This window comes from Halorubrum sp. SD612 (assembly GCF_002135005.1).
Genome location: NZ_NEWI01000041.1, coordinates 1 through 23,579 on the forward strand (window position 1 = coordinate 1; position 23,579 = coordinate 23,579).

Consider the following 23,579-nt stretch of genomic DNA (forward strand, 5'->3'; position numbering starts at 1 on the left):
CAGACGAGTGCTCTGCGTCGGGAACCGCTCGCAGCGACGCGCGCATTCCCCCGGTCCCCGAATCCCGGGAACCGACCCAGCCCTGACCCCGAAGCCGCGGTGCGGTCCGCGCTCGCCCCTGCGAGCGCCGGACGCGGCCGCGACTCCAACGGGGGACCGGGAGAGCGCGGCGTCGCTACGAGTCGCCGTCGGTCGAGTTCTCGCCGCTCGAACCGTCCTCCGACGCCTCGGACTCGTACTCCACCTCGATCCCGCTCGGCACCGGGCGGAGGAGGTAGCGGCCGTTCCCGCGCAGCACCGGCGCGAAGTCCGCGGTGAACGTCGTCCGCGCGTTCTCGCGGATCTCGAACTGCTCGTTGAACTTCAGCGGCGCGTTACCCGGGAGATCGACGGCCGCGTCGCTCCCGTCGGTGAGGGTCCCGTCGGCCGACGACACGTCGAGCTGGAGGTACGGGTACTCGCCCGTCTGGAGCTCCCGCTCGTCGATCAGCTGCGTCTCGCCGTTCTGGAGTTCGACGAGGTCAGCCTCCTGTGACTCGTCGAACTCGAAGTACTCGCGACCCTCGGCGGCGTCCCCCTCGTCGTCGGTCCCGTTGCCGTCGGTGGTCTCGTTCCCGCCGGCGTCGGTGTCGTCGCTCCCGTCGTCCGGGTCGGTCTCGTTCGCGCCGTCAGCGTCACCTTCCTCCGGATCGGCGCCCTCCGGGCCGAGCCAGAACCCCTCGACGGTGACGACGAGCGACTCGAAGTCGCCGATGTCGGCGGGCTGGTCGGTCACCTGCGTCGCGAGCGTTCCCGTCGCGCGACCGACACAGCCGGCGAGGCCCGTCGCCCCGAGGGCGGCGGCGCCGGTCGCCTTGAGGTAAGTGCGCTTGTCGAGCGCGTCGAGGTCGAGCGCGCGGTCAGTCACGTCACGCACCCCCCGCTCCGTCGGCGGTCGTCCCGTTCTCCGCGTCGGTTCCGTCGCCCTCGCCGGCGCCGTTCCCGGCGATATCGCTCACGGTCTCGCCGAGATCATCGACCCCGCCGCCGAGGAACTCGTTCACGCTGTCGAGGATCCCGCCGACGAAGTCCGGCACTTGGTCCGGGAGGTCGCTCGGCGGTCCCGCGTCGCCCGAGGCGTTGTCCGGGCCGGGCGTCGCCGCGACGGCACCGGCGGCCGCGCCGGTCCCGATCAGTACCACCGTGGCGAGCGCCACGAGCGCCGTCGTTCGGAGTGCGTTCATTGCGACTCATCCTCGGAGCGCTACACGGTTTAATGCCCCAAGCCGTTCAGCCGAATTACGCCCGATTTAATCCGGTTTAACGGTCGCTAGAGGCTTCGAGAAGGCTATCCTGTCGAACCGGCTGGTGATTTATAAAAGCGAGCGTCGGTCGGCGAGTCGAGCGTCGTTCGCGCGACGAGGTCGGACCGCGGCCGCGCGGCCGCACATCGGGGGGGGACGGAACGGCCCCTTGCGTTCCGGATCGGATCGAGCTCGCTAGGGCTCCAGCCGGTTCGGGTCGCGCGGGAACATGATCGCCTCCTTGATGTTGCTGAGGCCGGCGACCTTCTGGACGAGGCGGTCGATGCCGAGGCCGTAGCCGCCGTGCGGGGGCGTGCCGTAGCTCAGCGCCTCGATGTAGAACTCGAAGTTCGCCGTCTCGACGCCCTCCGCCTCCATGACCTCGACCATGCGCTCGACGTCGTGCTCGCGCTGGCCGCCCGAGGAGAGCTCCTGTCCCTTATAAATCAGGTCGAACTTCCGGGAGGCGATCTCGTCGTCCGGCACGTCCTGCATGTAGTAGAACTTCTCGTCGGGGTAGCCGACGACGAAGAACGCGGGGTGGCCCTGTTCCTCGAAGTGCTCGCCGAGCAGCTTCTCGCCCTTCGTGTCGAGGTCGGTCGGGTCGTCCGGGAAGTGCCCGTACTCGGTCTCCAAGATGTCGAGCGCCTCGTCGAAGGTGATCCGCGGGAAGTCGTCTTCGGGAACGTCGAGGTCGACGTCGAGGAGGTCGAGCTCGCGCTCTGCGTTCTCGGCGACCTCGCGGAGCGCGTAGCGCAGCGACTCCTCTTGGACGTCCATCACGTCGTCGTGGTCGTCGATGTAGGCCAGCTCCACGTCGAACATCGCGATCTCGGAGACGTGGCGAGAGGTGGCGAAGTCCTCGGCGCGGAACGCGGTCCCCGTCTCGTAGACGGCCTCGTAGCCCGAGGCCATCAGCATCTGCTTGTACAGCTGGGGGCTCTGCGAGAGGAACGCGTCCTGGTTGTAGTAGAGGATCGGGAACAGCTCGGCGCCGCCCTCAGCGCCGCCCTTCGAGATCAGCGGCGTCTTGATGTCGACGTACCCCTCGGCTTCGAACCACTCCTCCATCGCGGTGATCAGCTCGGAGCGCAGAGTGAACACCGCCAGCGTCTCCGGCTTCCGGAGGTCGAGCGCGCGGTTGTCGAGCCGGGTCGAGAGGTCGACCTCGATGTCCTTCGAGATCTCCAGCGGGAGCGGGGACTCCGCCTCGTCGATGACCTCGTACTCGGTCGGCGCGATCTCGACGCCCCCGGGCGCCTGATCGCTCTCCAGCGGTTCGCCGACGACGCGAACAACGTCCTCGGCGCCGACGTCCTGAACGGCCTCGAACAGCTCCGGCTCGCGCTCCTCTTTGAAGACGATCTGGATGAGCCCCTCGCGGTCCCGCACGATGAGGAACACGAGGCCCCCCAGGTCGCGGATCTCGTGGACGTGGCCGGCGATGGCGACCTCGTCCGCGTCCGGTTCGACGTCCGACGTGTGAATTCGCTCGATCATGGCGGTGACTGCTTACGCGCAACTGGTCGGGCGGCCGGCATAGGCCTGTCGTCTCGGGAGCGACTGAACGGGTCGCCCGCGGCCGCTCCGGCGGATTATCGGCGGCTTCCGGACCGAATTAGCCATGTCATGAGGTAGCATAACTAACATAATTTTAATACGAAACCGGTACTGGAGTTGGACGACGGCGCATTCAGCGCCTCGGAGACCGACCATGACCCGTTCCACCCTCCCGACGCTCGTGCGGTCCGTGAGCGTCGCGTCCCTCGGGTGGATCGGGATCGGGTATTCGGCTCCGAACTCACGGTCCGTCCGCCCGACCGCGTGACGCGCGTCGGCTGGGGAGGTTTCCCCGCGGGACGGACCACACCCGTTCTCTCCAGCCGCCGCGTTCGTCGCGCGGGTCGAACCGGACGACCGTTGCCCTCGCGAGCGCTGCCGCCGGCGACCTCGCCGCCGGCGCGTTCGAGGCCGCGGACCGGTCGCGTTCCGGGTTGCGACCCCGGGCGGCCGACCGGCCGCACCGCGTTCGACTCGCGGCGGGGGCGTATGGCGGCAGCCATCCACACGCCGTCGGTCGAGGCCACGGTGACCGTCCGCGTCTCGCAGGCGGCCACCGGCGACCTCGTCGCCGGCGCACGAGCACAGATCGAGCGAATCGACGGCCTCCGCGTCGAGGAGATCGAGATCGCCGGCCTCCGTCCCGGCCTCAACGACACCACGGTCGAGGCGGTCGCCACCCTCGCGGTCGGCGAGGAGGCGGGCCTCAACGAGGACGCCGAGGAGTTCGTCGTCGATCGCGTCCGCGAGCGCCTCGCCGACGGCTTCGGCGTCGACCCCGAGCGCGTCGAGCGGGTCGACCCCCCCGACTGACGGGGGTGCCGGGGCGTCACCTCCCGCCCTATTCTCGCGGGAGCTGCTCCCGCACCTCGGCTTCGACGCGGCGAAGCACCTCGCGGATCGGGAGGCCGGTCGCCTCCGCGACCGCGGCCGCGTCGTCGTACTCCCCGCTGACGTCGTACACCTCCCCGTCGGTCGTCGAGGCGACCTTCACGTCGACCTCGTGGTCCTCGCCGTCGACCCGAAGCGTCGCCGTCTCGAACGCGCGGTCGGCGATCCAGCGGTGGCTCGCGCCGGACTGGCGCACCCCGAGTGTTCCCGTCTCGCGGGCGAGGCGCTCGGCGACGGCCTCGGCGTCCGCCGGCTTACAGATCACCTTCACGAGGTGTCCCGGGCGCGACTTCTTCATCGCCGTCGGGACGATCGTCACGTCCCGCGCCCCGGCCCGCGAGAGCGTCTCCTGAAGCCCGCCGAGCACCTCCGGCGCGGCGTCGTCGAGGTTCGTCTCCAGGACGGCGATGTCGTCGTGTGCGAGCCGTCCGTCGACGGGCTGCCCGGCTCGGGCTCGGTCATCGTCGCGTTTCTCGCGGTCGCCGTCAGGTCCGGGTTCTCTCCCGTCGCCGACGAGCGCGCGGAGGACGTTCGGGTGGCGCTCGAAGTCGGCGTCGCCCGCGCCGTAGCCCGCGCGTTCGACCGCGAGGTCCGGGACCGCGTCGAAGCCGTCGGCGACCGCTCCCAGTATCGCCGCGCCGGTCGGCGTGAGCAGTTCGCGGTCGATCGGCCCGCCGGCGATCCGGAACCCGGCCCGGCTCGCGATCTCGGTCGTCGCCGGGGCCGGGACTGGGTACGTCCCGTGGCTCATCTCGACCGTCCCCCCGCCGGCGGCGACCGGCGTCGTGACGACTCGCTCGGGACCGAGATCGGCGAGCAGCAGCGCGGCGCCGACCACGTCGGCGATCGCGTCGTCCGCGCCCACCTCGTGGAAGTGGGTCTCGTCGAGGTCGGTGCCGTGGACCGACGCCTCGGCGCGGCCGAGCAGCTCGAAGGCGTCGAGCGCGGTCGACTCGACGGCCGGCGGAAGGCCCATCGACTCGACCAGATCGACCACTTCGCGGTAGCTCCGGTGGACGCCGGCCCCCTCGGCCGGTTCATCAGATCCGGAGGTGCTCGGATCGTTGTCGTGGCCGTGGTCGTGGCCGTGGCCGTGGTCGTGGTCTCCGTCGGTCTCGACCGTCCTGTCATCGATGAGGACGTCGACCGTCGTCGCGCGGATCCCGTTCTTCTCGACCTCGCCGACGGCGTACCGGACCGGAAGCGCGTCGCTCACGGGGGCGAGCGCGTCGGGGTCCGCCCCGGCGGCGATCAGCGCGGCGCAGATCATGTCGCCGGCGGCCCCGGTCCGACCGTCGAAGACGAGCGTTCGCATGCTGGTTCCGACGCGACTGCCGGACAAATACCTCCGGATCCGATCGCGGGCGGGCGGCGAGGGTCGGGCGAGTTACACCCCCTGGCCGGCCGCGAACAGGTACAGTTCGCCGATCACCAGCAGCGCCACCACCGCGAGCGGGACGGCCAGAATCCCGGCGACGCCGAGCGCGTACAGCGCCGCCCCGACGAGCGCGCCGGCGACGAGGAAGGCGAGCCGAGCGAGGAGGGACCGCATTGGGCCGGAGAGGGAGTCGAACACGCCCGAAAGTCACCTCGAACGGGCAAAAAACGTCCGTTGCGGCCGCCGCAGATCCACGGCGAAAACGCACGCTTACGACGAGGTTTTAAGAACGGACGCCTAACCGTGCTATATGATAACACAACCTGCCGCGGCCGCCGACAGATCGGTGCGGAGCGGCGGCACGGGCAACAGGCTTATTCCCGGACCGAGTCCAGATACGACCATCCCCCGCGAGGAACTATGAACGAAGTCCAACTCGAAGTGGCGAAGGCGTACCCGAACGACTCGGGGCGCGGCATCGCCCGACTCGACCCCGATACCCTGTTACATCTGAAGCTCTCGCCCGGCGACATCATCGAGATCGAGGGCGCGGAGACCACCGCGGCGAAGGTCTGGCGCGCCGACCGCCAGGACTGGAACACCGACACCGTCAGGGTGGACGGGTTCACCCGCCAGAACGCGGACGTCGGCATCGGCGAGCGCGTCACCATCCGGAAGGCGGAGGCCGAGAAGGCCGACAAGCTCGTCTTGGCCCCGCCCGAGGAGGCGTCCGTCCAGTTCGGCTCCGACGCCGCCGGCATGGTGAAACGCCAGATCCTCAAGCGGCCGGTCGTCGAGCGCGACATCGTCCCCGTGATGTCGTCGACGAACCACCCGTTCATGCGGTCGCCCGGGCAGGCGATCCCGCTGATCGCAGTCGAGACGGAGCCCGATGGCGTCTGTCTCATCACGGAGGACACCGAGGTCGAGCTGCGCGAGGAGCCGATCTCCGGGTTCGAGAAGACCGGGGGCGGAATTACGTACGAGGACATCGGCGGCCTCCAGTCGGAGATCCAGCGCGTCCGCGAGATGGTCGAGCTGCCGATGAAACACCCGCAGATCTTCTCGAAGCTCGGGATCGAGCCGCCGCAGGGCGTCCTGCTCCACGGCCCGCCCGGCACCGGGAAGACGCTGCTCGCGAAGGCGGTCGCCAACGAGACTTCGGCGTCGTTCTTCTCGATCGCCGGCCCCGAGATCATCTCGAAGTACTACGGCGAGTCCGAACAACAGCTCAGGGAGATATTCGAGGACGCGAAGGAGGAGTCGCCCTCGATCATCTTCATCGACGAGCTCGACTCGATCGCGCCGAAACGGGAGGACGTCACCGGCGAGGTCGAGCGCCGCGTCGTCGCGCAGCTGCTGACGATGATGGACGGGTTGGAGACCCGCGGGCAGGTGATCGTCATCGGCGCGACGAACCGTGTCGACAGCGTCGACCCCGCGCTCCGCCGCCCCGGGCGCTTCGACCGCGAGATCGAGATCGGCGTCCCGGACGAGGTCGGCCGCAAGGAGATCCTCCAGATCCACACCCGCGGGATGCCGCTCTCGGACGACGTGAGCCTCGACCACCTCGCCGACGAGACGCACGGCTTCGTCGGCGCCGACATCGAGAGCCTCACGAAGGAGGCCGCGATGAAAGCGCTCCGGCGCTACCTCCCCGAGATCGACTTGGACGAGGAGGAGGTGCCGCCGAGCCTCATCGACCGGATGATCGTCAAGCGCGACGACTTCTCGGGCGCGCTGAACGAGGTGGAGCCGTCGGCGATGCGAGAGGTGCTCGTCGAGCTCCCGAAGATATCCTGGGACAACGTCGGCGGACTCGAAGAGGCCAAACAGCAGGTCCAGGAGTCGGTCGAGTGGCCGCTCACCTCTCCCGAGAAGTTCGACCGGATGGGCGTCGACGCGCCGAAGGGCGTGCTGCTGTACGGCCCGCCCGGGACGGGGAAGACCCTGATGGCGAAGGCGGTCGCCAATGAGACGAACGCAAACTTCATCTCGGTGCGGGGGCCGCAGCTGCTCTCGAAGTGGGTCGGCGAGTCTGAGAAGGCGATCCGGCAGACCTTCCGGAAGGCCCGGCAGGTGAGCCCGACGATCATCTTCTTCGACGAGCTCGACAGCCTCGCGCCCTCGCGCGGCCAGGAGATGGGGAACAACGTCTCCGAGCGCGTCGTCAATCAGCTCCTGACGGAGCTCGACGGCCTCGAAGACATGGGCGACGTGATGGTGATCGGCGCCACGAACCGCCCGGACATGATCGACCCCGCGCTGCTCCGCTCCGGCCGGTTCGACCGGCTCGTGATGATCGGCCAGCCCGATCAGGAGGGCCGCGAGCAGATCCTCGACATCCACACCGAGAACACGCCGCTCGCGCCCGACGTGAGCCTGCGTGAGGTCGCCGAGATCACTGACGGCTACGTCGGCTCCGACCTGGAGGGGATCGCCCGCGAGGCCGCCATCGAGGCCCTGCGCGACGACGACGACGCCGAGGAGGTCGAGATGAAGCACTTCCGGCGCGCCATGGAGTCGGTGCGGCCGACGATAAACGACGACATCCTCGCGTACTACGAGGACGTCAGGGAGCAGTTCAAGGGCGGCGGCGGCGAGTCGCTGCGCGACACCGGCGGTCGGATCGGGTTCCAGTAACGCGGCCGGCGGTCGATCTCCTGCGGGGACGTTTTGAGTGTCGTGCGCGTAGCGATGCTCATGTCCGACGACGTGACCGTCGACGTGGAGGTCGAGGTGGAGGTCGACCGGGACGAACTGGAGATCGAGCGCGACGACGCCGAGTCGATCGAGGCGACCTACGAGGCGAACGGGATCGAGATCGGGGTCGAAGCGGAGGTGGAGACGGACGGCGGAGACGGCGAGTCCGCCGAAGAGGAGGACGAATCCGCCGAGAGCGGCGGAGAATCCGGCTACGAGTACTCCGAGTAGCGGGCGTCGAGTCGCCGCCGCTCCCCCCGGCGCACCGACCCGTTCCGCTCCTTTTAACCTCGCCAGCGACCAAAGAGAGCTATGTCCAAGCCCCGCGTCCCCGGCGGCGACGAGAACGCGCTGGAGCTACCCTGCGGGGAGACGATCGGTGTCGGCGAACTGGACCTCGGGATGCGCGAGTACGAGTGCGACTGCGGCGAGACCCACGCAGTCGTGATGGACGTCCATCCCCCGGAGCGGTTCCTCCCCGACTTCTTGGTCGAGGTGCTCCGGGAGGCGATCGAAACGACCAGCGAGGAGATGCCGGAGTTCGACACGCCGCACCTCCTCGGTGTCGTCTTGGAGGAGTTCCCCGAGGCGGTCGTCTCGCACGACGCCAGCGAGAACGCCGACGTGGGGTACGCGATGGTGTGGGTGACCGAGTTCGACTCCCGCCGGCTCCACGAGGTCGTCGTCGAACTGGTGGTCGAGCTGATGGAGCACGCCGTGAGCCACGCCGACGACGACGAGGCGCTGTCGGCGTTCGAACGAGAGATGGTCGAGTTCGACGTGAGCGAGTTCGTCGAGCAGTACCGCGCGGAGCGCGACCTCGAAGCCGAAGACCCCTACGCCTGAGCGTCGGCCTCACCGCGGTGACGACCGCGAGAATCGCTCAGCCCCCAGAACGCGGCCGCTTCGATGCGTGCGTCTGACAGTCGTCCGACTCCTGTCACACTGAACCCTATATGTTCGGAGACCCTACGTAAGACGTATGAGCGCCGGCGAATACGACCGGTACGACCGAATTCGCGGCGTGCTCGCCGAGGCCGACGAGCCGCTGACCGCCCGGGAGATCCTCGCGCTCGTCGAGGAGTGCGACGAGTGCGAGGCGATCGACAGCCCGCACAGGGTCGCCACCGTGTTAGGGCGACGGGCCGAGCGCGGCGAGGTCGAGGTCATCGCGGGCCAACCGTACCGGTACCGGCTGGAGACCTGAGGGGCGGCCGGAGGCCCGGAAGGCAACTGTCTGCGGCCGGGCGTGCGATCGTTCGGCTGAGCCCGCGAGCGTGCTACGGCGTCACGATGAGATCGAACCGATAGACGCCGTCACGGTACTCGACGACGACGTTCCGGAAGTCGACGCGCTCCTCGTAGCTGTCGATCGGTTCGAGGTCCTCGGCGATACCGAGCGCGCCGAGGGCCTCGCTGAGTTCGTCCGAGGGCGGCGCGCCCTCCTCGTAGCGGCGGAGCTCCTCAGCGATCGCATCGTCAAAGACCCCTTGAGCGGCCTGCGAGAGCCCGGCGTCGGTGAGATTGCGCTCGACGATGGCGTCGCGCGCGTACGCGATAAAATCGGCCCGCGAGTCGCTGACCTCGCCGATCGCGTACGTCCGCTCCGGGACTTCGACGGTCCGGCGCTCCGTCACGGCCCGGAAGTACTCGTCCTCGTACTCGACGAACTCGAACGGGGGCGAGGGGATGAGGGCGCTCGCATCGGCGTCGAGCCCGTGATGGAACTCGACGGTCTGTAGCTCGTCGAACTCTGGGTCCCCGAGGAAGCCGTCGTTGCCCGCGTACACGGCGTCGAGCGCCGCGTCGAGCACGCGCTCGTCCTGGTCGGAGAGGTCGAAGGGCGGTTCCGCGACCGCCGCGCCGTCGGGTGGCGTCTCGTCGACCCGGTCGACCGCGAAGTGCCAGCGCTCGCGTTCGAGGACGCGCTCGTCGGTGATCCGGACCTCGTAGAAGGTCTCGTCCCGGCGGAGGAACGTCGGCTGCGGGCGCGTCTCGGTCCCCCACTCGTCTCGACCGACCAGCGGCCACTGTCTAACGGTCACCGTCCCGGTCTCGAACAGCGCGGAGAGGGACGCGGTCTTGGCTTCGGTCGTGAAGTCGACGCGGGTGGTGGCGTCGATGACCGTGGGATCGGGCCACAGGTAGGGGGGTCCGATCGACGAGAGGTCCAGTTCGTCCCCGATGAGGGCGTACGAGTCGAGGCTGCCGGGGCTCAGGCACCCGGCCGTCGCGGCGGTCGCGCCGGCGGTGCCGAGCAGTTGGAGGGCACGGCGGCGGGAACAGGGCATGTCGTCCGGGAGTTCCCGACATCTCGGTAAATTCCTTGCGATGGGCGGCTCAGGCCGTTACGCCGGCGGTGACGCGTCGTACGAGCCGGGCGTCGTGACTCGGTTCCTGACGGCGGTGTCGGCTACCGTGAGATGTCATAACACTCACCGTGATACGGAATAGCTTGCGAAAATCGCAAATTTACTGCGAGATTCGTACTCTACCGCCGGCCTTATTACGATGAGCGTATTCCGTCCGCGTAATGAGCGAAGACCGGACGATTCTCCTTATCGGCAGCGGACCGATCCAGATCGGACAGGCGGCCGAGTTCGACTACTCCGGCGCACAGGCGTGCCGCGCCCTACAGGAGGAGGGCGCCCGCGTCGTCCTAGTGAACTCGAACCCCGCGACGATCATGACCGACCCCGAGACGGCCGACCGGGTGTACATCGAGCCGATCACGCCCGAGGCGATCGCGGAGGTCATCCGGATCGAGGAGCCGGACGGCGTCATCGCCGGGCTCGGCGGGCAGACGGGGCTCAACGTCACCGCCGAGCTCGCCGAGGAGGGCATTCTGGAGGAACACGACGTCGAGGTGATGGGGACGCCGCTCGACACCATCTACGCGACGGAGGACCGCGACCTGTTCCGCCGGCGGATGGAGGACCTCGGCCAGCCGGTCCCCAAGTCGACGACCATCTCCTTAGACGAGGGCGAGTCGGTCACCGACTTCGACGAGGCGGCGTTCCGGGGGCGCGTCCAGGAGGCTGTCGACGCGGTCGGCGGCCTCCCGGTCATCGCCCGGACCACCTACACCCTCGGCGGCTCCGGCTCCGGGGTCGTCGACGAGTTCGAGGAGCTCGTCGAGCGCGTCCGCAAGGGGCTCCGCCTCTCGCGCAACAGCGAGGTCCTCGTCACCGAGTCCATCTCGGGGTGGGTCGAACTGGAGTACGAGGTGATGCGGGACGCCGACGACTCCTGTATCATCATCTGTAACATGGAGAACATCGACCCGATGGGGATCCACACCGGCGAGTCGACGGTGGTCACCCCCTCGCAGGTCATCCCCGACGACGGCCACCAGGAGATGCGCGACGCGGCGCTCGAAGTGATCCGCGACCTCGGCATTCAGGGCGGCTGTAACATCCAGTTCGCGTGGCACGACGACGGCACCCCGGGCGGCGAGTACCGCGTCGTCGAGGTGAACCCGCGCGTCTCGCGGTCCTCCGCGCTCGCGTCGAAGGCGACGGGCTACCCGATCGCCCGCGTCACTGCGAAGGTCGCGCTCGGAAAGCGGCTCCACGAGATCGACAACGAGATCACCGGCGAGACGACCGCCGCCTTCGAGCCCGCCATCGACTACGTGGTGACGAAGGTGCCGCGCTGGCCGATCGACAAGTTCGACGACGTGGACTTCGAGCTCGGCACGGCGATGAAGTCCACCGGCGAGGCGATGTCGATCGGCCGGACGTTCGAGGAGAGCATGGTGAAGGCGCTCCGCTCCTCGGAGTACGACCCCGCCGTCGACTTCGACGAGGTCGACGACGCGGAGCTGGAGTCGGAGTACCTCGAACTTCCGAGCCCGGACCGCCCGTACGCGATGTTCGAGGCGTTCGACCGCGGCTACGACGTCGACGACGTGATCGAGCTCACCGGCATCCACCGCTGGTACGTCGAGCGCTTCGAGAAGATCGCCGACGGCACCGCCGCGGCCGCCGAGGGCGACTTCACCGAGGCCGCGATGGTCGGCCGCACCGACGCCGAGATCGCGGCGACCGCGACGGCCGGCGGCGTCGACGCCGACGTGGGGACGGTCGAGAGCGCGGTCCCCGACCGGACCTACAAGCAGGTCGACACCTGTGCGGGCGAGTTCGAGGCCTCCACGCCGTACTACTACTCCGCGCGGCTGCCGGAGTTCCTCCAGGGGGCCGACACCGCGGGCGCGGCGAACGAGGTCCGCGTCGACCCCGACGTGGAGAGCGTCGTGGTCGTCGGCGGCGGCCCGATCCGCATCGGGCAGGGCGTGGAGTTCGACTACTGCGCGGTCCACGCGGTGCGCGCGCTCCGCGAGCTCGGCATCGACGCGCACGTGATCAACAACAACCCCGAGACGGTGTCGACGGACTACGACACCTCCGACGGGCTGTTCTTCGAGCCCATCTCCGCCGAGGAGGTCGCCGACGTGATCGAGACGACCGGCGCCGACGGCGTGATGGTCCAGTTCGGCGGGCAGACCTCGGTGAACGTGGGCGAACCGCTTCAGGCGGAAATCGAGCGCCGCGGGCTCGACTGCGAGATCTTGGGGACGAGCGTCGAGGCGATGGACTTAGCGGAGGACCGCGACCGGTTCAACGTCCTGATGGACGAACTGGGCGTCGCCCAGCCCGAGGGCGGCACCGCGACGAGCGAGGCGGAGGCGCTCGAACTGGCCCACGGGATCGGCTACCCGGTCCTCGTTCGCCCCTCCTACGTGCTCGGCGGTCGCGCGATGCGGGTCGTCGAGGACGACGCGGAGTTAGAGGAGTACATCGAGGAGGCGGTCCGCGTCTCCCCCGACAAGCCGATCCTCGTCGACCAGTTCCTCGACGACGCGGTCGAACTGGACGTCGACGCGGTCGCGGACGGCGAGGACGTGCTCCTCGGCGGCGTGATGGAACACGTCGAGAGCGCCGGCGTCCACTCGGGCGACTCCGCGTGTATGATCCCGCCGCGCTCGCTCGGCGACGAGACGCTGGGCCGGGTCCGCGAGGTCACCGAGGATATCGCCCGCGCGCTCGACACGGTCGGACTGCTCAACGTCCAACTCGCGGTGACGGGGGTCGACGACCCCGACGCCGAGAGCGAGGTGTACGTGCTGGAGGCGAACCCGCGCTCCTCGCGGACCGTCCCGTTCGTCTCGAAGGCGACGGGCGTCCCCATCGCCAAGCTCGCGGCGAAGGTGATGACCGACGACCTGACGCTCGCCGACCTCGACGCCGCCGAGCAGATCCCCGAACACCGCAGCGTGAAGGAGGTCGTCCTCCCGTTCGACCGGCTGCCGGGGTCGGACCCGCGGCTCGGTCCGGAGATGAAGTCCACCGGTGAAGTGATGGGAACCGCGACCTCCTTCGGCAAGGCGTACGACAAGGCACAGGACTCGACCGGGAAGCCGATCCCCGAGTCCGGCACCGCCGTCGTCGACCTCTCGGCCGAAGAGTTCCCGGATCCCGGCACCGAGGCCGGCGAGGCGCTCGTCGCGGGCTACGCGGACCACTTCGAGCTGAGCGAGGCGACGGACCTGATCGAAGCGGCCAAGCGGGGCGAGCTCGACCTCATCGTCTCGCGCCAGCGCGACCTCCTCGAAGTCGCCGTCGAAGAGGAGATCACCTACTTCTCGACGCAGGCCTCCGCGACGGCCGCGCTGGAGGCGCTCGACCACGCGGGCGACGACCTCGACGTGATGGCCGTCTCCGACCGGCCGAAGCGAGTCGAGCAGTGGGGCGCCGGGGGGTAGCCGACGCGGGACTCGTAGTGCCGTCGACCGCGTCCGCGTTCACCGGGGCGTGGGCTCGCGCGGGTGTCCGGTGAGGACACGCGCTCGTCGGCTGGGACGGCGTCGAGGTCCGTACCGAGCCTCTGGGCGAGTCCGAACTCTCAGGGCGGGTCGTTGGTCGTCAGACTGACACATAGCAGCGTCGATCGTATAAAACGGCGTCGCGCGGAAACGACCCGACGCTTACGACGGGGGTACGCTCAGATCGAGGGACGGGAACCGCCGATAGCCGGTGACACCACCGGCAACCCCCGAGAAGATGAGCGTCACAGCGAGCTGCCCGATATCTGAAACGCCGGCGCCTGATAACAGCCCGGCAACTGCCACCGTGATAACGAAGACACCAACGCCGATAGCTGCTTCACGGAATAAGACAGGTTTTAGCCGCTCACGACGCTGCGAGCGGTCAAATCGGAACACCGGCGACTGGTCTCGTAGCCGGGTCTGGACAAGGTAATTCGTGAACGCTGCGAGTATACCCCCGAACAATGACCACCGGAGCGTGACGGTTCCGAACTGAAGCCCACCAGGCTCAAGCGCCGGGTCAGCGGCATCTCCGCCACCGTCTGACGCCGTTTCGTTGCTACTGGAGTCTTGTGTGTCTGGATCTGTCGAAGAGCCGTTCTCACTGTCACCGCTGCCCCCGGTGTTGTCTCCGGCGCCTGGGTCCGTCTCACCATCATCGGTGTCACCCGACTCAGTCCCAGTGCCTTCCGTGCCGTCCGTATCGCCACCGCCCGAGTCGGTCTCCGGTCCATTACCGTCAGATTCCTCGGTGTTGTCAGACGCGTCGTCCGTCCCGTCACCGGGCGAGCTACCACCGCCTCCGGAGCCGGCCCCGCCACCCGTTCCGCCGCCTCCGTTTCCTTCCGTGGTGTCCTCGTCGGGGATTTTCACCTCAAGATCGACCGTCCCAGTAACACTGGCTTGATCTGTCTCGATGATCACACCGAACGTGACACTCTCACCCGGCTGAAGTGTTATCTCACCGCTGTCAAAGGTCGCTCCCGTGTCCATCCGCTTGAGAGTGATGTGCGCGCTGCTGCTGCTAAGCCCGACTGTTGTGGCATTGTCGCTGTCTTGGTAGCCGTCGAACCCGACGATGAACAGGTCATCGGCACGAGTGCGGCTTCCGGGTGGCACCCCATCGAACTGGAGGCGGACTTCGTCGCTCGCATCGAACTGAACGTACTTGTCCGCGTTCTCACTGTCAGCAGCATCAAGATACACGTTAGATCCGGGTGCGACCTCGTCACCGTCAGTGAACGCCATAACAGGAGCTGCTGTGCCACTGATAAGGAGGAAGAAAGCGAGCACGACGACACTGGGACGATTCATGTTGAGACGGGGAGTTCGGGATGTGTTACTCACACCGCTTCGAGACTGCTCGCGGGGTCGCTACGGGATTGTCACAGTAACGCTATATCCACCACTAGACGCTGTTTGCGACAAACGTGATTTCGGTGACATCACCAAACGTACTTCCATCAACGCTACTGTCCCGGAGATCGATTACGACATCGAGCGACTGTGAACCACCGTCGGTGGAAACCTCAACGGCGTTGGCGCTGCCAACGATTGAGTTGTTATCGGTTGCAGTCTGGAGGTCAAGCACATCACCGCTTTCAGTTCCCACGGGCACTGAGCTTTCGTCTTCGATATGAATTTTAACCGCAGGGTCACCAGTTCCTCCGTTGTTCGTCACGGTGAGCGCGTCTTCGAACACCGTCTTCGCCCGGTCGTTGAGGTCGGATTTGGAAACGGTGATAACCTCCACGCTGCTGGAGTCCGTACTAGTTCCGATAATGCTGCTTGCCCCACTCCCCGGGGAGAACCCGATCCGAGCGGTCTCGTCCTTCTGAACCGAGAGATCGACCGTTCGGTTCGCGCTAACTGTGGTGAACGCGCCAGATCCAAACGCGGCCCCGACGCCGATACTCGACAGGCCGATACCCGCGAGCAGTGCTCGTCTTTGCATTACCGGTTTATATGCGCTAGGGGGGTATAATATTGAGCCGATTTAGCCATCTCGCCGGATCGAGTGGGTGGTTCAGGGTGTGCCTGAAGCGGCTCGCTGTCGCTAAATGTGGCGGTTAGAATCCTAACCCGGCGGTTTACTAAGTAGATGCCCTGCTTACAGAGAGACACATCAATGAAGATGAACAGACGGAGTGTGTTAGGTGCGATCGGGGTTGTGGGCGTTGGAACGGGTGCGGCGTTCGGGTCGGGCGCGTTCAGCTCGACGACGGCACAGCGTGCGGTCGAAGTCAACGTGTTCGGTGCGGGCGTCAGTGATTCAGGAGTTGATGGCCTCGTCTCTGGATTGACTGAGACGGAAGAGAACGATCTCGCGGACGACATCACCGCCAACTTTGTCGATGTCCTCGTCGACGCGTCGTCTGACACCGTCGATATTTATGACGCAGATGGTCAAAACGATGTTTCTACTGATGGCAATAATTTATTCCCTGAAAATCCGGGCTCAACAGAGACGTACTCCGGAATAGGAAGCAACTACGTCAGTCTCGTTGCCAACGACGTGACGATTGTGTTCGGTGACGGCAACGGTCTACCGCCGAACTCTACGGTGAGCTACACGGAGTTGTTCACCTTCGTCGGGAACGATACGACTAGCTACGATGTTACGTTCGGAGATACGAACGGTGGTAGCATTCTTTCTTCCGTCGCCGGATCTGACGTTAGCAGCGGGTCTACGGTTACGGTGTCCTCGGGCTCGTCGCCGTCGAAAAACGCTGAGGTAGAAACCGGAACTAGCAGCAACAGTCGCGAGGACCTGGATATCCGTATTGAAGAGACCCCGTCCCCGTAGCGCGCCGTAGCGGGGGTGTGAATTTCCACGGACTCGTTCGTGGTGCGTCGGCTCATCTAATTTCGTTGTTTGCGGTCGCGGTAGGTGAAGGATAATTCCGCCAGACGGCGTGGCCTGTGACCACGTTTCCGGGATCGGCGGATCGGCGTGGTTGAAACAATTTAAAAACAAAATGTCCGCGGTTCTGCTTGTTTAAGAATACGTTCGACGGAGGTTCTGAGACCGTGTCGTTCGACGCGGTGGTCGTAGTTTCCGCGGCGGGTCCCCGATCAGATCGCCGCCATCGACGAGAACCAGCGCGTCCTCGACATCGCGTTTCTCAGTTAATCCGGTGAGAAACTCTCGTGTGATCGGGATCGGATACGTCGGAAGCGGGCGTGAACGGAAGCCTCTGTTCGTTTCGGGTCGACCGCGGCGTACCGCCGGGACGGCTCACCGTTGATCCGGATCGCTTGCTGATCGACCGCAACGTAGTCCGGGTACTCATCGTCTGCCGGTTATATGCTTGCTCTCCGTACCCGGCCGTGAACCGTAACGCGGCTTCGACTGACGCCTAAATAATCAAGAAGAGTAGCTGTATCGAGAGTGATAATTCTGTGACTTTGTGTCGAACACCCTCGTCAATGATTTTGCGTGGTGTCCGCTCTCATTCCACAGAAGCCAACTCAGTATACCCGGTAAACGCTCTGTATAGAGCGTGTTCCGACACAGTACACTGAGCTCCCGTCCCACTGCTTTCTTCGATTAATACCGCGATGTTCGTTTCACTAAAATATATGAAGTTTTATTGCTATCTGATACATCCTTTAATATATACTTACAGAGAAGACGACGCCGTCGTCTTTTCTCCCGTACCATGAGCGCGTTATCCCAACCCACACAAACTAGTACGCAACTGTCACACACTGATATACACGACCTATTGAGTAACTCGCGACGACGGCATACAATTCACATCCTGAAGCGTGACGACGGCGAAGGCGCTCTATCGAGCATCGCTGAAGAGGTCGCGGCGTGGGAAAACGACAAACCAGTGGCAGACGTCGAATCAGGCGAACGCCATCGGGTGTACACCTCGATTCAACAGAACCACATCCCCCGATTAGAGCGCGCTGGCATCATCACACACGACAGGGGCGATCTCGAGCTGACCAGCGAGGCTGACAGGCTTGACCTCTATATGGACGTTGTTCCCGACGACTCAATCCCGTGGGGCGAGTATTATCTGGGGTTGTCTGCGTTCTCACTCGGACTCGTTGCCGCGGCGTGGGTTGGCGTGTTCCCGGCGTCGATTCCGACCCTGATGTGGGCAGCACTCATCGGGCTGCTCTTTGCTGGGTCATCGGCGTATCACGTGTATGAAAGTAGTCAACAGTTGCTCGGTAATAGCGAGAAGCCACCAGAGTTCAACGCATGACCCGAGACCACAGGTGGACTCGACGAGCCGCACTCGGATTCCTGGGGGCGGGCTTTGGCTTAGCGGCGATCAGTACCGATGCGGCAACACGCGTTCACTCGGATCGGGCCGTCGAACTCACGACAACCACTGATTCGACGGCGTTGTTGCCGCTCGAGGAGGAATCGCCATTCACTCCGATCAGTAGGCAGAATCCGTCGACGGTGATCTATACGATACTGGCCAGTGAAAGTGATACAGAATATACGTTCTCGGAGCTTAGTGTGACGGTTACGAACGTCTCAGACAGCTCAGGCACCTCGATCACTACTGAGGCGGTCGAAGCGTCGCTAGATGAAACCGGAAGTGGAGACTACGCCGTAACGCTGGCGTGTGCTGACTCAGCAGGTGGATTCAGTGGGGAATACTACGTCACGTTAGCACTCGTCGCCGACACTGAATCGTTCTCCGTCGACGCGACGCGAACGACGGGAGAGGCGGTGAGCATCACTTGTCCAATCGATTACGGGAACGTAAACAACTACAGTGACAATGATGCTGGTAAAGCCGACCAGCCCGGCGACCCGGCCACTGGTACGGTTGTGGATTCCCAGAACGTGAACGACGGAGACAGTACGTCGTCTGCGGATCTGAAAGGTAGTGGCGGTGACGGGCTCTACGTCGGATTCAGGCTTCCGTCTGTTCCGTTTGCTACCACGTACGCGCTCCGGATTATGGCATCGAAGACGACTGGAAACCCCATCGCGTATCTTGTGGATGGGAGCGGAGACAGGGTGACCTTCGTGGACGAGAACGGAACTGAACCGAGCTCAGAGTTCGTCCTGAAAAATAAGAATCGCCCGTTCAACTTTACTGTTGAGCCGGAGAATGATATTAGCAACAGCGAGTTGTTTTTGATATTCGACGGGAATACGAGTGGGCAGAACGTCACTAAACTGGAGGGGTTCAGTTTCGAACCGCTGTAGTACTCTCGAAGTAGCCGCACAGCACTTACCTCTTTGTCCGATTGTGGTTCGTACCAACAGAATTATAAATTCACCGCAGTGTAGTTCGGAGCAGTTCACACTCGGCTTCGACGGCGCCGTGTTCGCCGTGGCCCGAGGCCGAAGGCCGCGCCGATGAGTGTCGTGGTCGTCCCGATGATCAGTAGGTTGAACGCGGCGATCGCGACAAGCGGGTGAATTGCGTGAAGCCGTGTAATGACTGTCGCCGGCGCAATGAGGAAATAGCGGTGCTCAGACACTGTTACCACTGCTTGCTCTCCTGCTGGGGGTGCTGTCACGGTCAAGCTCGCGGTTGCTGACTGGCCGCGAGGGACAACTAACTCCTCACGCCCGAGCTCTCCCTCTGGATGTGTCGTCTCAAGCAGTACGAGCATCGTTACAAGCCCACCGTTTTCGGCAGTGAGACTGGTGTCGACGGCTTCTCCTGCCGTTGTGCCGGCTGGCAGGTCATCGCCGTCAACGACGATCTGATGCGTACCCGTCGGTGCGAACATCGCCGCATTTGCTGGAACGAGAATCAAGAACGCGAGGCCGAGTGCCACCCACCGACCGTCGATACCTTGATCGTCAAATCGAGATCGACTGCGGATACGGTCGCGTGTATGTGACGTGCGGAGGTTCTCAGCGAACACGGCCAGCAGCAAGACCAAGCCGACTGCGATAAACAGTCCACTGAGGCCCTCTGAATCAACGGTTGCTTCGATTCCAAGAGCTCCTGCCAGTGTTGTCTGTAGACGCGTTGCGGTCTCTCGTACCGCTTCGATACCAGTACCGAGCCGTGGGATTCGGACGACTTGCCCGTTCACCTGAAGTACGGTTGCGACAATCCGCCCGTCCGTTACGACCGGCTCATCGCCATCTTGGTCCGTGAATGGATTGTTGTCCCCTTGGGTGAGGTAGCCGGTGTCAGTCTCTCCGACTACTCGATGCGTTGTGAGCCCGCCACCCTGTAGCTCAACGGCCTCGAATACGACCACGTCTCCGGTCTCGATATCACCGCCTAGCTCCGCTGGGACCGCGACGAACCCATCACCGGCTTCCAGTGTGGGGGCCATGCTCTCTGAGGTGACGAACCCCAGCAAGACCGGCTGGCCCGTGAGTTGTCCCACAACCAGCGCGACAACTGCGATAACCGCGAGCACGGCAAGGACATCTGTCGCGGTTCGCCGCAGCATACGACGTTTTCGAGTCGTCTGTGTTTTAACGTAGCGCTTCGTTCGACGTGTGTCCCGAGTCAGTCCACGACCGCTGTTGTACCAACGTTACGAGTTCGGATAGTATGTCCTTACAGGGCCGGTCGAACGGCTTCGCGACGTGTTATCGTTTGTTGAGGAGTCGCAGGGCGACTACGAACCCAATTGAGGGAACCTGTGGACGTGAGCCCGTATCGCGATGAATTTCGAACAGCCGAACCCACGGCGACCCGTCGCGTCCGCTCCTCGTATCGCACGTCTCTGAGTTCCGGCGGCTTTCCGTCGGTGCCGAGATTCATCTCGCATTCCGGTAGGCGTGATATGCCGCGGTGCGATGAAGGGCATCGCGATGACCGCCGCCCACGCGAGGCGCAGCACCGACTCCGGGAAGGCACCGGACGAGACGACAGCGACGAGACTGAGCGAAACCGGACCCGATCCGAGAGGACAGCACAGCGCGACTCGTCGCGACGCTGTCCTTCTCGGCCGTCGTCGGCGGCGTGTCCGGCGTCAGAGGGTTCCCGAGAATCTGAGCTCACCCTCCGGATGAACCGGTATCCGACCCTACAGCGCCTCAAGCGTCGCGCGGTCCACCTCGGTGGCGGGCATCGCCTCGCCGCCGTACTCCGCGACGAAGTCCTCCACGTCGTCCTCGTCGGTGAACGGGACCAAGTCCGGCCCCATCGCGCCGATCACCTCGCTGCGCGCGACGACCGTGAGGGTCGTCTCGCGGGCGAACGCCTCGCTTTCGACGTGTGAGGAAAACATCGTGTCGCCGCCCTCCTCGAACACCTCCTGGTCGACCGCCGAGTAGTCGGTGAGGAAGGTCGCGACCGGCGTCCGTCCCGCGTCCGCCGCGTCGAACCGGTAGGTGTACGTACAGGTGCCGCTACAGAACTGCGCCGGGCGCCCGCCCTCCGGCTCGTCGTCCTCGAAGTGGACCTGCCCGACCGTTCCGGGGTGGTCCGCGACGATCATCCCGCACTGGTCGCAGGCCTGGTCGTCGTCGATCGAGACGGGGGACGCGGACTCCGACCCTCCGCCGGCACAGCCGGCGACCGCGGCGGCGCCGCCGGCGGCGAGTCCGGCGAGCAGGCGTCGCCGCGGGATGTTCTCGCGTCGGTCGGGTGCGCTCGTCGGCTGGTTGTCGCTCGTCATAGTTGTATTTGGAATACCGGGCTATTAGCCCCTCTGGACGCGTTCAACGGTTCGTTCGAGGAACGAACCAGACGTTCTAAGTCGCTGCCGATCGAAGCGGACGCGTGGCAGTTTTCGACCCCGCTACCGCCCGGTCGCGTCGCCTCCGGCTCGCGCTCCTCGGGCTCGTCGCGCTCGCCGCGGTCGCGACCGCGGGCGCGTTCGCCGCGGACCCGAGCGAGTCGGTACCCGAGCCGGTGCGGTTCGACGACGCGGTCGAGCTGGGGCTCTCCTCGGAGACGGACGCGCTGATGGCCGGCGATGCGACGCTCCCGCGCGTCCAGGTGTTCTACTCGCAGCTCCAGTACGTCGTCGGGTACAACGGGATCGCCTCGTTCGTCGACTCGCGCCGCGACGGGCGGACGGAGCGCCAGTTCGGCTATCCGCTCGTCGCGTACGTCGAGACGTTCGACCATCGGGACCCGGGCACGACCGAGTCGGGGCTGTTCGCCGCGGGCGGCGCGGGCGGCTGGACGCCCGTCGGAGAAGCGCGGTACGTGGTCGACAGCGACGCGCGGACGCCGGCCGGGCCGGTCGTCGTCCCATTCGCGAGCCGCGACGCCGCGGCGGCGTTCGCCGACGAACACGGCGGCTCCGTCGTCGGCTGGGCGGCGGTCCGAACTCGGTCGTTCGACGTCGACTCCGCGGCGACCGTGCGGTCGCTCGCGCCGGAGCGCTGGCGGGCGGCGAACGAGCGGCTCGCGGCGGCGGAACGGCGCGCGGACCGTCCCGTCTCCGTCGTCGTCGGCGAGGACGCCCCGACCATCGACGCCGCGGTCGCGGCCGCGCCGCCGAACACGACGGTCCGCGTCCCGCCCGGGACCTACGAGGAGACCGTGACGGTGAACCGGTCCGTGACGATCGCCGGCGCGGGCAGCGGCACCGGCCCCGGAGCGACCCGCGTCGTCGGCGACGGGAACGGGTCCGTGATCACCGTTCACGCGCGCGACGTGGCGGTCACGGGGCTGCGGATCGCGGGCACGGGGAACCGCACCCGCGACCCGGAGGCGGCCCGCGCGTCCCGCGAGAGCGAGGGCGGGACGTGGGACACGAACATCCAGCTCGGCTACGGCTACGGCGACGCCGGGATCAAGGCGGTCGGCGCGCCCGGGCTCGTCGTCGACGACGTCGCCGTCGACACGGAGGCGAGCGGGATCCTGTTGCGCGACGGGTCGCACGCGACCGCGAGCGGACTCCTCGTCGAGGGGACCGACGAGTGGCAGGACGGGTTCATGGGCGTCGCCGGGATGAAGTCGCGCGTCACCGTCACCAACAGCCGGTTCGAGGGCGGACGCGACGGGATCTACCTCCACCGCGCCGACGGCTCGATCGTGCGGAACTCGACGTTCGTCGACAACCGGTACGGGACGCACCTCATGTACACCGGCGACGCGCTGGTCGCGGACAACGCCTTCCGGAACGAGCTGTTCGCCGGAGTCACCGTGATGACGCGGCCGGCCGGCAACGCGATCGTCGGCAACGACGTCCGCAACTCCAGCGCGGGGATCCAGGCGTCCGGCACGCGGACGTACGTCGGGTACAACACGCTGGTCGGGAACGAGCTCGGCTTCTCGACGAGCGCCCGGGGGTCGCTGTACGAACACAACGTCGTCGTCGACAACGAGCTCGGCGCGCGAGCGACGACCGTGGTCCCCTCCAGCCGGGTCGTCGCGAACGACTTCGTCGGCAACGGCGACCACGCCACGGCCGGGGCCGGGGCGCTCCGCGTGTGGGCCGACGGCGACCGCGGGAACTACTGGGACGGCGCGAGCGTCGGCCCGCACGCTCCCGGGAGCCGGGCGTATCGTCCGACTTCGCCCGTGGACGCCGCGCTCCACCGCCACGTGAGCGCGGCCGCGGTGCGCGAGTCGCCCGCGGCGCGGCTGCTCGACGCCCTCCGGGGGACCGTCCCCGGCGCCCGCTCGGGGAGCATCATCGACCCCGCGCCGGCGGCCGCGCCGTACCACCCCGAGCGGGTCGACGCGGTCACCGGTGCGGGCGCCGACGCCGACGGACCGGTCCGAGCGGACTGGCGGGCCGCCGGCGAGCCCGCCGGAAACGCCACGGCGACCGCGGAGGGGTCGGCGTGAGCGAGCGCACGCTCGCGTCGGTCGACGGCGTCACGCGCGCCTACGGCGGCGTCCCGGTCCTCGACGAGGTGTCGCTGTCGGTCGGAACGGGCGGCACCGCCGTCGTCGGCCCCAACGGCTCCGGCAAGTCGACGCTCCTCGGCGTCCTCGCGGGCGCGGTCGAGCCCACCGACGGAACCGTCAGTTACCCCGACGGCGCCCCGCGCGAGGGGGCGCCGTCGGGGTAACTG

General features: G+C 66.3%; 20 protein-coding genes and 1 pseudogene. 11 read left to right on the top strand and 10 right to left on the bottom strand.

Features of this window, described 5'->3' with window-relative positions:
• Nucleotides 1-175: 175 nt before the first annotated feature.
• From B9G38_RS06650 to aspS, 3 genes are all read right to left on the bottom strand, one after another.
• Nucleotides 176-907: a DUF4382 domain-containing protein gene (locus B9G38_RS06650; RefSeq protein WP_086219886.1), complete on the bottom strand. Its 732-nt coding sequence runs from the start codon at nucleotides 905-907 to the stop codon at nucleotides 176-178.
• A gap of 1 nt (nucleotide 908) precedes the next feature.
• The gene (locus B9G38_RS06655) at nucleotides 909-1,223 is read right to left on the bottom strand and encodes a hypothetical protein (protein WP_086219887.1); all 315 of its coding nucleotides are present in this window, start codon (nucleotides 1,221-1,223) and stop codon (nucleotides 909-911) included.
• Between the two features lie 255 nt (nucleotides 1,224-1,478).
• Nucleotides 1,479-2,783 carry an aspartate--tRNA(Asn) ligase gene (aspS, locus tag B9G38_RS06660; RefSeq protein WP_086219888.1) on the bottom strand — a complete coding sequence of 435 codons (1,305 nt, stop codon included), beginning with the start codon at nucleotides 2,781-2,783 and terminating at the stop codon, nucleotides 1,479-1,481.
• Between the two features lie 549 nt (nucleotides 2,784-3,332).
• Between aspS and B9G38_RS06665 the strand changes: the two genes are divergently transcribed.
• The gene (locus B9G38_RS06665; RefSeq protein ID WP_086216685.1) at nucleotides 3,333-3,656 is read left to right on the top strand and encodes a hypothetical protein; all 324 of its coding nucleotides are present in this window, start codon (nucleotides 3,333-3,335) and stop codon (nucleotides 3,654-3,656) included.
• A gap of 28 nt (nucleotides 3,657-3,684) precedes the next feature.
• On the opposite strand, the gene larC is transcribed toward B9G38_RS06665, so the two are convergent.
• Together larC and B9G38_RS06675 are read right to left on the bottom strand one after the other, a co-directional pair.
• A complete protein-coding gene (gene larC, locus B9G38_RS06670) occupies nucleotides 3,685-5,049 on the bottom strand; it encodes a nickel pincer cofactor biosynthesis protein LarC (RefSeq protein WP_086219889.1) in 1,365 nt (454 codons plus the stop codon).
• A gap of 72 nt (nucleotides 5,050-5,121) precedes the next feature.
• Nucleotides 5,122-5,310 (bottom strand): hypothetical protein, encoded by a 189-nt coding sequence (locus tag B9G38_RS06675; RefSeq protein WP_049932599.1) that lies wholly within the window; start codon nucleotides 5,308-5,310, stop codon nucleotides 5,122-5,124.
• Nucleotides 5,311-5,532: 222 nt separating this feature from the next.
• On the opposite strand from B9G38_RS06675, the gene B9G38_RS06680 reads away from it, so the two are divergent.
• From B9G38_RS06680 to B9G38_RS06695, 4 genes are all read left to right on the top strand, one after another.
• Complete coding sequence (locus B9G38_RS06680; RefSeq protein WP_049932597.1) at nucleotides 5,533-7,755, top strand: CDC48 family AAA ATPase; 2,223 nt, start codon at nucleotides 5,533-5,535, stop codon at nucleotides 7,753-7,755.
• A gap of 60 nt (nucleotides 7,756-7,815) precedes the next feature.
• Nucleotides 7,816-8,046: a hypothetical protein gene (locus B9G38_RS06685; RefSeq protein WP_086216683.1), complete on the top strand. Its 231-nt coding sequence runs from the start codon at nucleotides 7,816-7,818 to the stop codon at nucleotides 8,044-8,046.
• Nucleotides 8,047-8,127: 81 nt separating this feature from the next.
• Nucleotides 8,128-8,661: a DUF5815 family protein gene (locus B9G38_RS06690; protein WP_086216682.1), complete on the top strand. Its 534-nt coding sequence runs from the start codon at nucleotides 8,128-8,130 to the stop codon at nucleotides 8,659-8,661.
• A 136-nt stretch (nucleotides 8,662-8,797) separates the two neighbouring features.
• The gene (locus tag B9G38_RS06695; RefSeq protein WP_049932592.1) at nucleotides 8,798-9,022 is read left to right on the top strand and encodes a hypothetical protein; all 225 of its coding nucleotides are present in this window, start codon (nucleotides 8,798-8,800) and stop codon (nucleotides 9,020-9,022) included.
• Between the two features lie 73 nt (nucleotides 9,023-9,095).
• Here B9G38_RS06695 and B9G38_RS06700 read toward each other — a convergent pair whose 3' ends face one another.
• The gene (locus B9G38_RS06700) at nucleotides 9,096-10,106 is read right to left on the bottom strand and encodes a hypothetical protein (RefSeq protein WP_086219890.1); all 1,011 of its coding nucleotides are present in this window, start codon (nucleotides 10,104-10,106) and stop codon (nucleotides 9,096-9,098) included.
• 242 nt (nucleotides 10,107-10,348) lie between these two features.
• Between B9G38_RS06700 and carB the strand changes: the two genes are divergently transcribed.
• Nucleotides 10,349-13,579: a carbamoyl-phosphate synthase large subunit gene (carB, locus tag B9G38_RS06705; RefSeq protein WP_086219891.1), complete on the top strand. Its 3,231-nt coding sequence runs from the start codon at nucleotides 10,349-10,351 to the stop codon at nucleotides 13,577-13,579.
• Nucleotides 13,580-13,801: 222 nt separating this feature from the next.
• On the opposite strand, the gene B9G38_RS06710 is transcribed toward carB, so the two are convergent.
• The gene (locus B9G38_RS06710; RefSeq protein ID WP_233127167.1) at nucleotides 13,802-14,890 is read right to left on the bottom strand and encodes an MSCRAMM family adhesin SdrC; all 1,089 of its coding nucleotides are present in this window, start codon (nucleotides 14,888-14,890) and stop codon (nucleotides 13,802-13,804) included.
• A 160-nt stretch (nucleotides 14,891-15,050) separates the two neighbouring features.
• Nucleotides 15,051-15,596, bottom strand: a complete 546-nt coding sequence (locus B9G38_RS06715; RefSeq protein WP_086219893.1) for a hypothetical protein — start codon at nucleotides 15,594-15,596, stop codon at nucleotides 15,051-15,053.
• A gap of 174 nt (nucleotides 15,597-15,770) precedes the next feature.
• Between B9G38_RS06715 and B9G38_RS06720 the strand changes: the two genes are divergently transcribed.
• The 3 genes from B9G38_RS06720 to B9G38_RS17765 all read left to right on the top strand — a co-directional run bounded on the left by B9G38_RS06720 (nucleotide 15,771) and on the right by B9G38_RS17765 (nucleotide 18,830).
• Nucleotides 15,771-16,448 carry a hypothetical protein gene (locus B9G38_RS06720; protein WP_086219894.1) on the top strand — a complete coding sequence of 226 codons (678 nt, stop codon included), beginning with the start codon at nucleotides 15,771-15,773 and terminating at the stop codon, nucleotides 16,446-16,448.
• Nucleotides 16,449-17,481: 1,033 nt separating this feature from the next.
• The gene (locus B9G38_RS06730; RefSeq protein WP_321166651.1) at nucleotides 17,482-17,865 is read left to right on the top strand and encodes a hypothetical protein; all 384 of its coding nucleotides are present in this window, start codon (nucleotides 17,482-17,484) and stop codon (nucleotides 17,863-17,865) included.
• Nucleotides 17,862-18,830, top strand: coding sequence for a hypothetical protein (locus B9G38_RS17765; protein WP_143415381.1), 969 nt, complete (start codon nucleotides 17,862-17,864; stop codon nucleotides 18,828-18,830). Before B9G38_RS06730 ends, B9G38_RS17765 begins: the two co-directional genes overlap by 4 nt.
• A gap of 95 nt (nucleotides 18,831-18,925) precedes the next feature.
• On the opposite strand, the gene B9G38_RS06735 is transcribed toward B9G38_RS17765, so the two are convergent.
• Both B9G38_RS06735 and B9G38_RS06740 read right to left on the bottom strand, forming a co-directional pair.
• Nucleotides 18,926-20,044, bottom strand: coding sequence for a signal peptidase I (locus B9G38_RS06735; RefSeq protein ID WP_086219896.1), 1,119 nt, complete (start codon nucleotides 20,042-20,044; stop codon nucleotides 18,926-18,928).
• A gap of 582 nt (nucleotides 20,045-20,626) precedes the next feature.
• The gene (locus B9G38_RS06740) at nucleotides 20,627-21,220 is read right to left on the bottom strand and encodes a nitrous oxide reductase accessory protein NosL (protein WP_086216960.1); all 594 of its coding nucleotides are present in this window, start codon (nucleotides 21,218-21,220) and stop codon (nucleotides 20,627-20,629) included.
• A gap of 104 nt (nucleotides 21,221-21,324) precedes the next feature.
• Here B9G38_RS06740 and B9G38_RS06745 point away from each other — a divergent pair, with 104 nt between their 5' ends.
• Nucleotides 21,325-23,349 carry a NosD domain-containing protein gene (locus tag B9G38_RS06745; protein WP_086219897.1) on the top strand — a complete coding sequence of 675 codons (2,025 nt, stop codon included), beginning with the start codon at nucleotides 21,325-21,327 and terminating at the stop codon, nucleotides 23,347-23,349.
• Nucleotides 23,346-23,561 (top strand): annotated as a pseudogene (locus B9G38_RS06750) (ATP-binding cassette domain-containing protein); the annotation flags it as partial. The gene B9G38_RS06745 and the pseudogene B9G38_RS06750, both read left to right, overlap by 4 nt.
• Nucleotides 23,562-23,579: the final 18 nt, after the last annotated feature.